Annotated in this window: 16 protein-coding genes; 2 read left to right on the forward strand and 14 right to left on the reverse strand. The window is 40.6% G+C overall.

From position 1 onward, the window contains the following. The first annotated feature begins 15 nt into the window (after window positions 1-15). Both IGM09_RS07305 and IGM09_RS07310 read left to right on the forward strand, forming a co-directional pair. Window positions 16-801, forward strand: a complete 786-nt coding sequence (locus IGM09_RS07305; protein WP_002394932.1) for a 3-oxoacyl-ACP reductase — start codon at window positions 16-18, stop codon at window positions 799-801. 145 nt (window positions 802-946) lie between these two features. Then, complete coding sequence (locus IGM09_RS07310) at window positions 947-1,468, forward strand: QueT transporter family protein (RefSeq protein WP_010707505.1); 522 nt, start codon at window positions 947-949, stop codon at window positions 1,466-1,468. Window positions 1,469-1,507: 39 nt separating this feature from the next. Here IGM09_RS07310 and IGM09_RS07315 read toward each other — a convergent pair whose 3' ends face one another. From IGM09_RS07315 to IGM09_RS07380, 14 genes are all read right to left on the reverse strand, one after another. After that, window positions 1,508-2,242, reverse strand: a complete 735-nt coding sequence (locus IGM09_RS07315; RefSeq protein ID WP_010707504.1) for a TIM44-like domain-containing protein — start codon at window positions 2,240-2,242, stop codon at window positions 1,508-1,510. A gap of 20 nt (window positions 2,243-2,262) precedes the next feature. Beyond that, a complete protein-coding gene (locus IGM09_RS07320) occupies window positions 2,263-2,592 on the reverse strand; it encodes a DUF1648 domain-containing protein (RefSeq protein WP_002371050.1) in 330 nt (109 codons plus the stop codon). A 128-nt stretch (window positions 2,593-2,720) separates the two neighbouring features. Then, window positions 2,721-3,968, reverse strand: a complete 1,248-nt coding sequence (purD, locus tag IGM09_RS07325) for a phosphoribosylamine--glycine ligase (RefSeq protein WP_033625006.1) — start codon at window positions 3,966-3,968, stop codon at window positions 2,721-2,723. 18 nt (window positions 3,969-3,986) lie between these two features. Continuing rightward, a complete protein-coding gene (gene purH, locus IGM09_RS07330; protein WP_016616887.1) occupies window positions 3,987-5,573 on the reverse strand; it encodes a bifunctional phosphoribosylaminoimidazolecarboxamide formyltransferase/IMP cyclohydrolase in 1,587 nt (528 codons plus the stop codon). Continuing rightward, window positions 5,525-6,097 (reverse strand): phosphoribosylglycinamide formyltransferase, encoded by a 573-nt coding sequence (gene purN, locus IGM09_RS07335; RefSeq protein WP_002357276.1) that lies wholly within the window; start codon window positions 6,095-6,097, stop codon window positions 5,525-5,527. The genes purH and purN overlap by 49 nt, the downstream gene beginning before the upstream one ends. Next, window positions 6,094-7,125 (reverse strand): phosphoribosylformylglycinamidine cyclo-ligase, encoded by a 1,032-nt coding sequence (gene purM, locus IGM09_RS07340; protein WP_010730797.1) that lies wholly within the window; start codon window positions 7,123-7,125, stop codon window positions 6,094-6,096. Before purM ends, purN begins: the two co-directional genes overlap by 4 nt. 1 nt (window position 7,126) lies before the next feature. Continuing rightward, window positions 7,127-8,566 carry an amidophosphoribosyltransferase gene (gene purF, locus IGM09_RS07345; protein ID WP_002394511.1) on the reverse strand — a complete coding sequence of 480 codons (1,440 nt, stop codon included), beginning with the start codon at window positions 8,564-8,566 and terminating at the stop codon, window positions 7,127-7,129. Then, the gene (gene purL / locus IGM09_RS07350; protein ID WP_033625008.1) at window positions 8,542-10,761 is read right to left on the reverse strand and encodes a phosphoribosylformylglycinamidine synthase subunit PurL; all 2,220 of its coding nucleotides are present in this window, start codon (window positions 10,759-10,761) and stop codon (window positions 8,542-8,544) included. The genes purF and purL overlap by 25 nt, the downstream gene beginning before the upstream one ends. Further along, window positions 10,758-11,432 carry a phosphoribosylformylglycinamidine synthase subunit PurQ gene (gene purQ, locus IGM09_RS07355; protein ID WP_033625010.1) on the reverse strand — a complete coding sequence of 225 codons (675 nt, stop codon included), beginning with the start codon at window positions 11,430-11,432 and terminating at the stop codon, window positions 10,758-10,760. Before purQ ends, purL begins: the two co-directional genes overlap by 4 nt. Continuing rightward, a complete protein-coding gene (purS, locus tag IGM09_RS07360) occupies window positions 11,433-11,684 on the reverse strand; it encodes a phosphoribosylformylglycinamidine synthase subunit PurS (RefSeq protein ID WP_002357271.1) in 252 nt (83 codons plus the stop codon). 13 nt (window positions 11,685-11,697) lie between these two features. Beyond that, window positions 11,698-12,411 (reverse strand): phosphoribosylaminoimidazolesuccinocarboxamide synthase, encoded by a 714-nt coding sequence (purC, locus tag IGM09_RS07365; protein WP_002357270.1) that lies wholly within the window; start codon window positions 12,409-12,411, stop codon window positions 11,698-11,700. 151 nt (window positions 12,412-12,562) lie between these two features. After that, window positions 12,563-13,687, reverse strand: coding sequence for a 5-(carboxyamino)imidazole ribonucleotide synthase (purK, locus tag IGM09_RS07370; protein ID WP_033625011.1), 1,125 nt, complete (start codon window positions 13,685-13,687; stop codon window positions 12,563-12,565). Next, complete coding sequence (purE, locus tag IGM09_RS07375; RefSeq protein WP_033625012.1) at window positions 13,680-14,168, reverse strand: 5-(carboxyamino)imidazole ribonucleotide mutase; 489 nt, start codon at window positions 14,166-14,168, stop codon at window positions 13,680-13,682. Before purE ends, purK begins: the two co-directional genes overlap by 8 nt. A 172-nt stretch (window positions 14,169-14,340) precedes the next feature. Beyond that, window positions 14,341-15,207 carry an SPFH domain-containing protein gene (locus tag IGM09_RS07380; RefSeq protein ID WP_002366818.1) on the reverse strand — a complete coding sequence of 289 codons (867 nt, stop codon included), beginning with the start codon at window positions 15,205-15,207 and terminating at the stop codon, window positions 14,341-14,343. Window positions 15,208-15,265 lie beyond the last annotated feature (58 nt).

Here is a 15,265-nt window from a genome sequence, read left to right on the forward strand (position 1 = left end):
GACCTTAATTTTTAAATGTTTAAAGGAGTTTTTCTTATGCCAAAAGAATTTGAAACAAAACGGGTGCTTGTAACCGGTGCAGCTTCAGGGATTGGCCAAGCACAAGCAATTGCCTTTGCTGAGCAAGGTGCTGAAGTTATTGGCATCGACCTAGACGAAACGGGGTTAAAGCAGACAGCCGCACTGGTTAACCCAGATTCTACTAAGCCATTTACTTATTTTGTCGGTGATGTGTCTTCTCCCTCATTTGTGCAAGCCACGATGAAACAAATTGTGAAAAACAACGGCCAAATTGATATTTTATTAAATACGGCAGGTATTTTAGATGATTATCGTCCTTCTCTAGAAACTTCGGAAGCTTTATGGGATCAAATTTTAGCAACCAATTTAAAAAGTGTCTTTTTAGTGACCAATGCTCTATTACCTTATTTCCTCCAACAAAAAAAAGGAGTAATCGTTAATATGGCATCTATCGCTGGCTTAGTAGCTGGGGGCGGCGGCGCAGCGTACACTGCCTCCAAACACGCAATCATCGGGTATACAAAACAACTTTCCTACGATTATGCCAAATTAGGCATTCGAGCAAATGCGATTGCGCCAGGTGCCATCCAAACACCCATGAACGCAGCTGATTTTGCAGGAGAAGGTGAAATGGCTACTTGGGTAGCACGTGAAACACCCGCGGGCCGTTGGGCGCAGCCACAAGAAGTAGCAAAACTTTCATTATTTCTAGCTAGTGATGACGCTGATTATATCCATGGCACAGTTATGACCATCGATGGTGGTTGGACCATGAAATAAAAAGACTTTACAGAGTGTCTGTTCTTCAGTAACATGTAACACAGTGAGGCAACTCACACCATAACACTTCAGTTGGCTTTACTGCCCTTCCTTTGGTTATGGTTATCACTAAAACACGTCGTTGTTTTATAAAGGAGAATCTTAAATGAATCATTCATCAAATCCACAAACCAGTACGTGGTCAGCTACGGCTTTGGCTAAAATGGCGCTAGTTACCGCTTTGTATGTCGTTGTCACTGTACTTCTCGCTCCGCTTAGTTTTGGTCCGATACAGCTTCGTCTTGCCGAATTATTTAATTATTTAGGCGTTTTTAACAAGCGATATATCTGGTCCATTACGTTAGGGGTTGCGATTGCCAATACCGCTTCGCCTCTTGGTATCATCGATATAGTCATCGGTAGCGCTGGGACGTGCGTAGTCTTATGGATTGCCTATTTTGCGACAAAAAATCAGCAAAATTTATTGATTAAACTGATGCTAACGGCCATTCTTTTTGCTTTGTCCATGTTCACTGTCGCCGGACCCTTAACGTTCTTTTATCAGTTACCTTTTTGGTACACATGGTTGACCGTTGGACTTGGTGAACTTCTTTCAATGACCGTCGGCGGTATCCTGATTTACGTATTAAATAAAAAAATACAGCTTGTAAAACGCATCGAAGAATAAAAAAGCGCTTGGGATTTAAATCCCAAGCGCTTTTTAGCACTATCCTTTAGGTTGAATGAAGTCTGCTTGCCATTTTCCAAGAGATGGATTGTAATCAAAATACCAAAGTTGTGAAAAATATTGTTTTTGATGCTTGTATCCCGATAAAACACGACCGCTTTGAGTATCTTCCTCGTAGTCAATACAAGAAAAATGAAGCATCAGTGAAAAACTGGTTTCACTAATAGGATGATAATTCGAAGCTGGCGCTACTTTCACTTTTTTTACATGATTTCTGATGCCCGCTTGTTGATTTTCTTGTAATACTGCAAGATGTTTTTGATAAAGTTTTTCTGTATAGTTATCTTTGACTACAGACAAATTTTCTTGATCCCACGCTTGTTGTATTTCTAAAAACGTTTGTTGTATTTCTTTTAAGAGTGCCTTTTTTTCTTTTGATGTTCCAGGTAATGCTGCCCACATTTCTTGAAAAGCGCCTTCATCGACTGGTTGATTTCTGCGGCGTCTTTGCCAAATCATCGCGCCCCCAAAAAGAACAAAAAACACTGTTGAAATTAAGCCTTCCAGTGGCGTTGTGTTGCTGGTCCCAGTCTCGTTATGATGAACATAACTTCTTGATCCATCACCGCTTGGCGAAAAACCATTCGAGGGATTACCCCCGCTAGGACTTTCTACACGTCCACCGCCGTAGCCACCAGCTACAGCCGCTGCTTGATTAGGCCATAAACAAAAGGCCATGGCACAACCCACAAAAACCAAAATTAACTTTCTCATTTTCTCACCTTTCGACCCCTTCAAACCAACAAATGAATAAATAGACGCAGAATACTAAACAAAGCGCCAAGATTAACAATGATTAATAATACCTTCAGCCATCTGCCATATGGTTGTACTGATTGATAACTTCGTTGATAAATACTCAAGCCAAACAGGACCGCTGGCCACATAAATATACTAGATCTTGGGCCAAACGAATTACCCTCGCCCCAAAAATTCACATGAATGGGCACATGAGCTGGTAAATCAGGATAGACCACCGCACTTAATAATAGTAAACTGACTGCTAAAATACTTGTAACAATAAACAACCGCTGACTAACTTTTTCAATCTGCTTCTCTCTCATTAATTTAGCTTTCTCCTCTAGTTTAATGATGGATATACTTTCAGTTTATGTCTCCCTATCTGAATTTGCAATAAAAAAAAGACAAGGAAACATTCGATTAAATGCCCTTGCCTCTGTTTTTGAAAATCCTAAATCAAGCCTTTCGCACCTATATCTTTTCGGTAGTACATTCCAGGAAATGAGTAATTATCCAATGTTTGATAAACTTTTTTGCGGGCTTCTTCAAGAGTCGAAGCAGTTGCTTCTGCTAAAAAGATTCGTCCGCCAGCCGAAACCAGAGCCTGTTCTGAACGAGTTACCCCTGCATAATAGATGGTTTCACCAGACATTTCGGGTAACGGTAGATTTGTCTTGTATTGATTAGGATAGCCTTCTGCTGCTACAACAACACCAACACTCGCTAACTCATTCCATACAATCGTTGGTTGCTCTTTCGCCAGCAATGAAGAAATTATTTCTGAAAGGGGACTCTCTAAACGGGCCAACACAACTTGTGTTTCTGGATCCCCAAATCGAGCATTAAATTCAATAACCTTGGGGCCAGTTGCTGTTTGGATTAAACCAGCATATAAAATCCCTTGAAACGGACGTTTTTCAGCCACCATTCCTTTAGCAGTCGGTTTCAGGACTTGGCTAATGGCTTGCTGAACCGCTTCTTCTGGGATCTGAGGCACTGGTGTATAAGCGCCCATTCCCCCTGTATTCGGCCCAGCATCCCCATCGAAAATCCGCTTATGATCTTGAGCAATCACCATCGGATATACCTTCTCATTAGAAACAAAAGCCATTAAGGAAAATTCTTCTCCTTGCAAAAATTCTTCGATTACAACCGTTTGACCGCTTGCTCCAAATTGTTGCTCCTCCATCATCGCAACTAGCGCCCGTTTTGCGGCTGCTTTTGTTTCGGCAACTACTACTCCTTTTCCAGCTGCCAAACCATCCGCCTTAATAACAATTGGTACTCCTTGCTGTTCAATATATTCTAAGGCAGGTGCCAAACGTTGAAAGACCCGATATTCTGCCGTTGGAATCTGGTATTTTTGCATAAAATCTTTCGCAAAACTTTTTGAACCTTCAATTATTGCAGCTGCTTTTGTCGGGCCAAAAATCAGTAATCCCGCTGCTTGAAAGGCGTCTACAATCCCTTCAATTAATGGCGTTTCCGGTCCGACGAATGTCCAATCAATCTGATTATCCTTCGCAAATTGAATTAGTTCCGTTTGTTGCTCTTCACTGATAGGTACAGTCCGAATATTATCACCACTCATACCAGGGTTACCTGGTGCACAATAAACAGTCTTGACTTTGTCTTCTTGTTGTAATTTTTTGGCGATTGCATGTTCACGACCACCACGCCCAATCACTAATATATTCATCGGTTTCTCCTTTAAAAATTAATGTTTGAAATGACGAGTCCCAGTAAAAATCATCGCAATGCCATAATGATTCGCTAGATCGATTGATGCTTGGTCTTTAATGCTCCCGCCTGGCTGAATAATTGCTTGAATGCCATGTTGTGCAGCATATTCCACGCTATCTGCCATGGGGAAAAAGGCATCACTTGCTAAGACGGCCCCTTGTAATTTTCCAGCTGCTTGGGCTTGATCAACTGCAATTTTTACTGACCCAATTCGATTCATTTGACCAGCGCCAATCCCCACCGTTTGGCTTTCATTGGCTAAAACAATAGCATTTGATTTTACATGCTTGACTGCTTTCCAAGCAAAGTTCAATGCGTCTCTTTCAGCTGGTGTGGGTTGGCGCTCTGTAACAACTTGCCATGCTTGGTCATTTTCAACAACTGTATCCTGTTCTTGAATTAATAACCCGCCCATAACAGAAACTAATTCCACCGCTTTTTTTTCTTGAGCATGAAAATCTAACGTTAACAAACGAAGATTCTTTTTCTGAGATAACAGTGCCAAAGCTTCTTCCTCAAAACTAGGCGCAATAATTATCTCTAAAAAGATTTGATGCATTTCAGCCGCAGTCGCTTGGTCCACTGGACGATTCAAAACAACAATGCCACCAAAAATTGAAACTGGATCTGCTTCAAATGCCTGACGATAGGCTGCCAAAATCGTTTTTCCTGTTCCAATTCCACATGGGTTCATATGTTTAACAGCGACGACCGTAGGTTCTGTAAACTCGCTAGCAATCCGGAGTGCTGCATCAGCATCTCGAATGTTGTTATATGACAGTTCTTTGCCATGAAGTTGTCGAGCGGAAGCAATGGATAATGATACAGGTACAACGGATTGATAAAAGGTGGCTTGTTGATGGCTATTTTCGCCATAACGCAATGTTTGCTTACGTTCATAAGTAAGCGTCTGTTTCTCTGGTTCAGTTTCACCCACTTGCGTCGTTAAATAGTCAGCGATAAGCGCGTCATAAGCAGCGGTATGACGAAAGACTTTTGCTGCTAATCTTTTTCTAGTGGCTAACTGGCTAGTTCCAGTGCTGCTAATTTCACTTAATACCTGTTCATAATCACTAGGATCAACCACTGCTGTTACGTCTTGATAATTTTTTGCCGCTGAACGTAACATGCTAGGACCGCCAATATCAATCATTTCAATCGCTTCTGCTTCAGAGATCGCTGGTTTTAAAATTGTTTCTTTAAATGGATAAAGATTCACTACTACAAGGTCAATAAAGTGAATGCCTTGTTCAGTCAGTGCTTTTTGATGCGCTTGGTTTCCCCTTTTTGCCAAAAGTCCGCCATGGATATTCGGATGTAACGTTTTGACACGGCCATCTAACATTTCTGGAAAGCCAGTGATGTCGTCAATAGCAAGTGTCGGTACCCCCGCTTCTTCTAAGACAGTCCTTGTTCCCCCAGTGGAGATAACTTCAAAGCCATTTGCAACTAAGCCTGCTGCAAATGTTGTCACTCCTGTTTTGTCTGAAACGCTAATCAATGCTCTTTTGGTCATTTCATTGTCTCCTTTACAATTTGTGAAATTATTTTTGGGTACCATTCGTGCTCAAGAGCATGAATTTTCTCTGCTAATGTGTCCAATGTATCTTCAGTATCAATCTTGGTGGTTGTTTGGAAAATAATCGGTCCTGTATCAACCCCAGAGTCAACATAATGGATAGTGATTCCTGTTATTTTCACTCCATAATGAAATGCCTCTTCAATTCCGTGAAGACCTGGAAAACTAGGTAACAGAGAAGGATGAATATTGACGATTCTCTTTGGATAAGCCTCCAGTAAAGTCTTGCCGATAATTCTCAAATAACCAGCTAACACGATTAAATCGATCTGATGCTCTTTTAAATGTTTCAATACTTGTTCTTCATACTGCCCACGAGATGGAAAATCAGATGGTGAAAAGCAAACAACGGGAATCTTGCGTTTTTTGGCACGGGTCAATACATAGGCTTCAGGCTGGTCACAAAAGACTAAGCTCAACTGCCCTGCGATTTTTTTTTGGGAAAAAGCTGCAGCAATCGCCTCAAAATTGCTACCATTGCCAGATGCAAAAACAGCTATCTTCATAAGGCTTCCTTAAAAATAACGGCTTTCGTTTTCCTAGGTACCAAACGACCAATTTCAAAAGCTTCTGGCAAAAGCTCCTGAACTTTTTCAACATGCTCTGGACTCACCGCTAAAATCATCCCTAAGCCCATATTGAAAATTTCATACATTTCTTCAGATGGAATTTCACCGTATTTTTGAAGCAATTTAAAAATTGGTAGCACTGGCCAACTATTTAATTGAATCTCTGCAGCTAATGAAGAAGAAAACATTCTTGGTAGATTTTCTAAAAACCCGCCGCCAGTAATATGCGCAGCCCCATGCACGAGTCCTGCTTTTAACAATGGCAATAATTCCTTCACATAAATTTTTGTTGGTGTTAATAATTCTTCCCCTAACGTTTTGGGTGCCAATTCTGGAAGCTTGTCCGTTGTTTTAAACGAATGTTTCTTAAAAAAAACATTTCTTACTAAAGAGTAACCATTAGAATGAAGACCACTTGAAGGAAGACCAATCAAGAAATCGCCTTCTTTTACGTTACTTGGTGTCAAGAGTTGACTTTTCTCAGCAATACCCACGGCAAAACCAGCCACGTCATAAGCATCTGCTTCATACATATCAGGCATTTCAGCTGTTTCGCCCCCAATTAAGGCTGCATTCGCCTCACAACAGCCAGTCGCAACACCCGCAACAATTGCTTCAACTTTAGCTGGATTAACGGTCCCTAACGCTAAATAATCTAAAAAATATAAGGGTTCGGCGCCTTGTGCGACGACATCATTGACACACATTGCTACACAATCAATTCCGATTGTCTCGTGTTTCTGTTCTTCAATTGCCAAGAGTAACTTTGTGCCTACGCCATCCGTTCCTGATACCAAAACTGGTTCTTTAAGCTTGTAACTACTTAAATCAAAACAACCACCAAAACCACCAAGCATGCCCAACGTTCCCGTCCGTTGTGTCTTTTGGCTATGCTTTTGAATTCGTTCCACTACTTCGTATCCTGCCTCAACATTTACGCCAGCTTTTGAATAGGCATTTTCCATGTCAATTCCTCCTAGTTTCTTTTTTCAAGGATGCTTGATATTGTTCTTCATAATCATACAAAGGCGTTGGATAGTCTCCATTAAAGTAAGCCATACACAGCCCAGAATAAGGAGCATCATAATTTAATTGAATCCCATCAATCAGCCCTGCTTCACTCAAAAAAGCCAGCGAATCTGCGCCAATCTGCTCTTTGATCTCTTCAATTGAATAGTTTGCCGCAATTAGTTCGTCCCTCGTCTGTATATCAATGCCATAAAAACACGGATATTTTAATGGCGGTGAAGCAATTCTGACATGAACTTCTTGCGCTTCTGCTTCTTTTAATAAATGGATAATGCGCCGAATAGTGGTCCCGCGAACAATCGAATCATCTACTAAAACGACTTTTTTTCCTTTGACCACGCCACGAACTGCCGATAGTTTCATACGGACACCTTGTTCTCTTAATTCTTGTGTCGGCTGGATGAATGTTCGAGCGACATATTGATTTTTTACTAAACCTAGTTCGTAAGGTATCTGTGCTTCTTCTGCATAGCCGCTAGCTGCAGACAATGACGAGTTCGGTACCCCAATTACCATATCAGCTGCGACTGGACTTTCGATCGCCAAGTTCTTTCCCATTCTTTTACGAGCTGTATGCACATTAACTCCAGCAATATTTGAATCTGGCCGTGCAAAATAAATATATTCCATTGCGCAAATCGCCGGTTGGACTTCCGTAGTGAAAACCTCTATTTTCAAGCCTTCATCAGAAATGATGACTACTTCACCAGGCGCCACATCTTGAATAAAGCGAGCCCCAACTGTTTCTAATGCACACGTTTCGGATGCCACAACGTACGCCCCATTGTTCATTTGTCCGATGGAGAGAGGGCGAAAGCCGTTGGGATCCAGTGCAGCAATCATCATCGTTTCTGTTAATAAAAGATAAGCAAAGCCACCCTTAACCAAATTCAAGCTCTCTTTTAATTTATCGAGAAACGAGGCAGCAGTGCTTTTTCGAATCAAGTGCATTAAAATTTCAGTGTCTGAATTGGAATGAAAAATAGCTCCTTCTCTTTCTAGTTGTTTTCGTAAACGCTTGGCATTTGTCAAATTGCCATTGTGTGCTAACCCAATTTGACTATCATAAAATTTAAATAAAAATGGCTGAATATTATCCACGCTACCCGTACCAGCGGTTGCATAGCGTACATGACCAATAGCCGCCGTTCCTTCTAACGCATTCAGTTGTTCTTGCTTTTGGAATACTTCTGCTAACAAACCTAAATCACGGTGGCCATCTAATTTCCCAGAATTGTTCGCCACAATTCCCGCGCCTTCTTGGCCTCGATGCTGCAAGCTGTGTAAACCAAAATAGGTCACTTGTGCCGCATCAGGATGACCCCAAATACCAAAAATACCACACTCTTCATTTAAGCTTTTTGCTTCATAAGACATGGAATCGCATCCTCCCATAAGGCTTTGGCTTCTTTTGTTGAACAATTGATCACATCATCTAACGCATGAATGACCAAACCAGTTTCAGTCACTTTCCCAATATGTTGAGCTTTTCTTCCGATAAGTGTTTCAAATGCTTCTTGATGCTGGGGACTAACTGAAAGAATAAAACGGGATTGCGTCTCCGCAAATAGATATTCTTTTTTTAATGGCAGTGTCACCTGTAACCCCAGTTCGTTAGCAAAAGCCGACTCGGCTAAAGCAACGGCAACGCCGCCTTCAGCGCAATCATGCGCGCTAGCAACTAGGCCTGCTTGAATTGCTTTTAAAACTAATTCTTGGTTTGCTTTTTCCTCTTTTAAATCAAATGAGCGTAATTGCCCTTCAATTCGACCCAGTTGCATTTTTTGAATTTCTGAGCCGTTAAAATCTGCGTGGGTTTCACCGATGAGATAAATTAAGTCATCCACTTGTTTAAACGCTTGTGTGGTAATTTGTGAAACATCTTCAATCACGCCCACCATGCCGATCATTGGCGTTGGATAAATGGCTTGACCATCTGTTTCATTGTAAAGAGAGACGTTCCCTGAAATCACGGGTGTTCCTAGCTGACGGCAGGCTGCGGCGATTCCATCCGCTGACGTCCATAATTCCCAAAAACTTTCTGGTTTATCAGGGGAACCATAATTCAAACAATCAGTGATAGCCAAAGGTTGTGCTCCACTTGCTACAATATTACGGGCTGCTTCTGCAACCGCAATTTGCCCACCTATTTCAGGATTTAAATACAAATAACGGCTATTACAATCTGTCGTCATCGCTAAGGCTTTATTGGTGCCCCGCACTCTTAAAACAGCTGCATCACTTCCTGGTTGCACCACTGTATTCGTTTGTACTTGACTATCATAGGTTTCGTAAACTGATTTTTTCGATGCAATCGTTGGCTGTTGCAATAGGCGTTTTAATAATTCCGTGCTATTCGTAATTTCTGGAATGAAGGGCGCTAATTTTTTAAAAGCACGCATCCGCTCTGGTTCTTGATAGGCTTTCTGGTAGACAGGGGCTTCTTCTGCCAAAGCATCTACTGGTACATCTGCGACTATTTTGCCACCGTGAAAGACACGATACTGTCCATCATCTGTTACGGAGCCAATCGCTACCGCTTCTAAGTCATACGTTTGAAACAATTCACAAACTTGCTGTTCTGCTCCTTTTTCCACACAGATTAACATCCGTTCTTGGGACTCAGACAAGAGCATTTCATAGGGGCTCATCTGCGTCTCTCTCTGCGGAACTTTATCCAGCTCTAGAATCAAGCCTGAACCTGCTTTTGATGCCATTTCAGCACTTGAAGAAACCAAGCCAGCCGCCCCCATATCTTGGATGCCGATTAAAATATCTTGATGATTTTTGATTAAATCAAGACAAGCTTCCAATAATAATTTTTCCATAAACGGATCACCTACTTGTACCGCAGATCGTTGCTGTTCTTCACCTTCACTAAATTCTTCTGAAGCAAAGGTCGCACCGTGAATTCCATCTCGTCCTGTTTTCGCACCTACGTAAAGAATGCTATTTCCGACGCCTTTTGCTTGGCCTTTTTGAATCTCATCATGACGAATCAATCCCACACACATAGCATTAACAAGTGGGTTTCCTTGATAACATGGCTCAAAAGCAATTTCACCGCCAACGGTTGGAATACCAATACAATTTCCATAACCGCTAATCCCCGCCACAACTTCTTGAAACAAATAACGTGTTCGTGCATCCGTCAGTTCGCCAAATCTTAGCGAATCCAGTAAAGCAATCGGCCGCGCCCCCATACTGAAAATATCGCGAATAATTCCACCAACGCCTGTAGCTGCTCCTTCGTAAGGTTCTACTGCAGAAGGATGATTATGGCTCTCTGCTTTAAAAACAACAGCTAATCCGTCACCAATATCGACAATCCCAGCTCCTTCACCAGGGCCTTGAAGCACTTGTGGCCCTTCCGTCGGAAACTTTTTTAAAACGGGCTTGGAATTTTTGTAAGAGCAATGTTCACTCCACATCACGGAGAATAAGCCAGTTTCTGTATAATTAGGTTCTCTTTGCAAAATGGTCTCAATCTGATGATATTCTTCATCTGTTAGTCCCCATTCTGCATACAACCGTGTCTCCTTGATTTCTTTTGGTGTTGGTTCATTCATCATTGGCTTAATTCCTTTCCAAAGTTTTTAATGATTGAAGCAAAAAAGCTGCGTCCATCTGTTGAACCTAACAATTCTTCCATCGCTCGTTCCGGATGAGGCATCATTCCTAGAACATTGCCCTGTTCATTACAAATACCAGCAATATTCTCAAGACTACCGTTCACCTTTTCTTGATACGTAAAAACAATTTGGTTCTTTTCTTTCAGCTCTTTCAACGTTTTTTCATCACAATAGTAATTCCCTTCGCCATGCGCTACTGGTAAATGTATCGAAACATTTTCAGGATACTCGCTTGTAAACTTTGTGTGCGTATTCACTTTCAATGGGACACTTTTACAAATAAAACGAAGCGAATCATTTCTTAACAACGTACCAGGAAGCAAGCCAATTTCTGTTAAAATTTGAAAGCCATTACAAGTACCAAAAACCATTTTGCCTTCTGTAGCAAAGCGAATCACCTCATTGATAATTGGCGAAAACCGAGCAATTGCACCACAACGTAAGTAATCGCCATAAGAAAAACCACCAGGCAACAATACGCCATCAAATTTTGCTAAAGAAGTGGCATCGTGTCGGACAAATTCTGCATCGACGCCCATCACCTCTTTGACAGCCCACAATAAGTCTGCATCACAATTGGATCCTGGAAAAACAATCACTGCCAATTTCATTTAAATTTCCTCCAAAGATAAAATTTCAAAACGATAGGATTCCATATTTACATTGGCTAATAGTTGATCACAAATTTGTTCAATTTTCTCTTCAATTGCTTCTGTCTGCTGGACGTGCATTTCAAAATACTTACCGACACGGATTTCGGCTACTTCTGTAAAACCAAGCCGATGGACTGCTTCCTTAACCGCTTCACCTTGGGGATCCAAAATTGATTCTTTATACGTAACATAGACTTTGACAAAATACATACGCGCTTCCTCCTCAATTAGCTGTTAGTAAACGTTGTAAAACTTCTTCATATACAGGAACTATTTCTCCTAATTCACGGCGATAAACATCTTTATCCAGATGTTCGTTTGTGTTTAAATCCCATAGACGACAGGTGTCTGGAGAAATTTCATCTGCCAGTAACAATTGATTGGCCTTCGTCCGACCAATCTCGATTTTAAAATCGATCAAACAAATATTGAGGCGTTGAAAGAGTTGACTAAGCGCCTGATTAATTTGTAAAGCCAATGCTTTAATTTCCACAATTTCAGCAGGAGTGGCTACTTTTAGAAATTGAATATGGTCTTCGTTAATAAAAGGATCATCCAGACGATCTTCTTTGTAATAAAATTCAATAATGGGCGTCACTAATTTAGTGCCCTCTTCAATCGCTAAACGCTTTGAAAAACTTCCTGCCGCATAATTACGTACGACAACTTCCAAAGGAATCATTTCTACGGCCTGAATTAATTGTTCGTGTTCAGATACTTTTTTGATAAAATGATTGGGAATCTTCTGTTGCTGTAAATGTTCAAAAATTAGACTAGTGATTTGATTATTTAAAGCGCCTTTCCCAAGAACTTTGTCTTTTTTTTGACCGTTTAAAGCTGTTGCTTGATCAAGATATTCCACAAAAAGAACCGCTGCATTTTCTGTTTGATACAACTTCTTCGCTTTTCCTGTATACACAAGTGCTTTCTTTTCCATTCTTTCCCTCTTCTCGTTAGCTTCATGAACGCTATTCTTTCTAAGTCAGCTGATTCACATCAGTTAAAAACTTACATTAGTTACAAAAAAACAACAATCGTTCGTGTTTGTTGAATGTAAAAATAAAAAACTTGCTTGGAGCAAGCATTTATTAAGTTACGTTCCAAATACCAACAGTCTCAATTTCCTTTAACGTTTCTGATAAACAAGGGGTTGTAATGGTGACGTGGCCCATTTTTCTGCCAACTTTTGATTCGGCTTTTCCATAGTAATGGACTTGCCAAGTGGGTTTTGACGTGCATAACTGGTAGCTTTTTTCTAAGTGTTCACCTAAGAGATTCACCATAACCACTGGTTGAAGTAACTGGGGTAACCCAATGCCCCAATTGCTAATCCCTCGAATATGCGCATCAAATTGACTAAATGAGCAAGCTTCAATAGAGTAATGACCTGAGTTATGAGGCCGTGGCGCTAATTCATTGACGTACAACTCTTCTGAATCCGTTAAAAACAGTTCGATAGCTAAAACCCCAGATAAATTTAATTCCTCAGCAATGTGTTGCGCCAATTCCGCTGCTTTTTGTTGCACATTCTCAGAAATTCGAGCTGGCACAATTGATTCATGCAAGATATTCTTTCGATGAATGTTTTCAGATACAGGAAAGCTTTGGTAACCATGCTTATTCCCTGCAACGATGATTGAAAGTTCTTTAGTGAAAGGCACCCACTTTTCTAATTCACAAGTGGCGTTAGCTAATAATTCAGTCGCTTGGGAGAAATCTTCTTCGCATTTTAAGACGACTTGTCCTTTTCCATCGTATCCACCTTGAATAGTTTTTAAGACACATGGAAAACCAATCTTTTCTGTTGCTTGTGGCAGCTCTTTCTGACTTTTCACTTCCGCAAAAGAAGCAATCTTACAGCCAATCGATTGAAGAAACGTTTTTTCAAGCAATCGATTTTGAGTAATTTTTAACAATCCTGTTCCTTGTGGCAGCTTTTCTAGTGGGATGGCCTTTTCTAGGGAGGCCACTTCAATATTTTCAAATTCATAGGTGATCACATCGCATAACTCTGCTAGTTCAGTTAAAGCAGATATCTGATCAAAGGCTGCCACAATTTGACGGTCAGCTACTTGACCAGCTGGACTATTGAGCATCGGGTCCAACACAATCATTTGGAAACCCATTTTTTTACCACTCATGACTAGCATTCGCCCTAACTGTCCCCCACCTATAATGCCAATAGTTGCTCCGACTTTTAAAGGTTTATTCAAGTTGTTCCCCACTTTCCATAACCGCTTTTTCCAATGATTGTCGTCTTGCTTGGATTCTTTCTGCTAACTGTAAATCATCAATACTTAGTATTTCTGCAGCTAATAACCCAGCATTGGTAGCACCTGCTGAGCCAATCGCAGTTGTTGCTACAGGAACTCCCCCTGGCATCTGCACAATAGACAACAGTGAATCAATACCGTTTAATGTTCGTGTTTTAACTGGAACACCAATGACAGGTAAGGTTGTCTTTGCAGCTACCATCCCTGGTAAATGGGCCGCTCCACCAGCGCCAGCGATAATAACCTTCAATCCTTTTGTTCGTGATTCCTCTGCAAAACGAAACATCAAATCAGGGGTCCTATGTGCTGATATCACTCGTTTTTCATAAGGAATTTCCAACTCTTCCAACACAAGACAAGCAGCTTTCATCGTTGCCCAGTCTGAGGTACTTCCCATAATCACAGCGACTAATGGTTTCATGAATGTAATAACTCCTTCCGCCTTTTTTCACTGTTATTCTAACAATGAGAAAAAGAGATGTCAAAGAAAAACCGAAATATTATAGATTAAAATTATATAATATTCGTGTTTATCAAAAAAAGAGCCATCGGAAAGATGACTCTTTTTTGCTATTTTTAGCGTTGCTTCCTCTTTAAGAAGAAACGTCGCCTGTATTAATAACTGGTTGTGTGCCCTTATCAGTAATGATTGAGACTAGTAAATTATTAATAAGTTGTACTTTTCGTTCGTCGGTAAAATTAATTTCTTGCCCTTCTTCAATCTGTTCTAAGGCCATTTGTGTCATGCTTACCGCACCTTCAACAATTGTTTGTCGAGCCGCTAAGATTGCTTTTGCTTGCTGTCTTTGCAACATGGAGCTAGCAATTTCAGTTGCATAAGCTAAATGATTCAACCGTGTTTCGATAACCTCTACACCAGCCACTGCTAAGCGTTCTTGCAATTCTTTGGTTAACTCCTCGGAAATTTGTTCGGTATTTCCTCGCAGAGTTACATCATTATCTGAAAAAGTGTCATAAGGATATTGTGTTGCTACATGCCGGATTGCCGTTTCGCTTTGAATTTCCACAAAGTCTTGATAATAATCGACATTAAATAACGCCTTAGCTGTATCGACTACCCGAAAAACGATGACCGCAGAGATTTCGATTGGATTCCCGTCAGAGTCATTGACTTTTAATAGAGAACTATTGAAATTTCGTACTTTCAAAGAAATGTTCATTTTTTGCGTAAATGGAATGGTAATAAACAACCCATTTTCTTTAATCGTACCTAAGTAGCGACCAAAAAATAAAATAGCTTTCGCCTGATTGGGACTAACAATGGTTAAAGAACTTAAAAATAAAATAGCCCCAATTAACAAAATAATACCTAAAACTACAAGAACTCCATTGGTATGACTCGCTCCATAAATAAATAAACCAATTCCCGCAATTAAAATAACTAATAAGCTCGCAATTCCTACGTAGCCACTCATATAAAATGTTTTTTTCTCTTCCATCTGTTTCACTCTCCTAACTCATTTATCTGGTCCTTATTATACACCTCATTGCCTTCAA

Source organism: Enterococcus sp. DIV0167 (genome assembly GCF_050541555.1).
Classification (GTDB): Bacteria; Bacillota; Bacilli; order Lactobacillales; family Enterococcaceae; genus Enterococcus; species Enterococcus faecalis.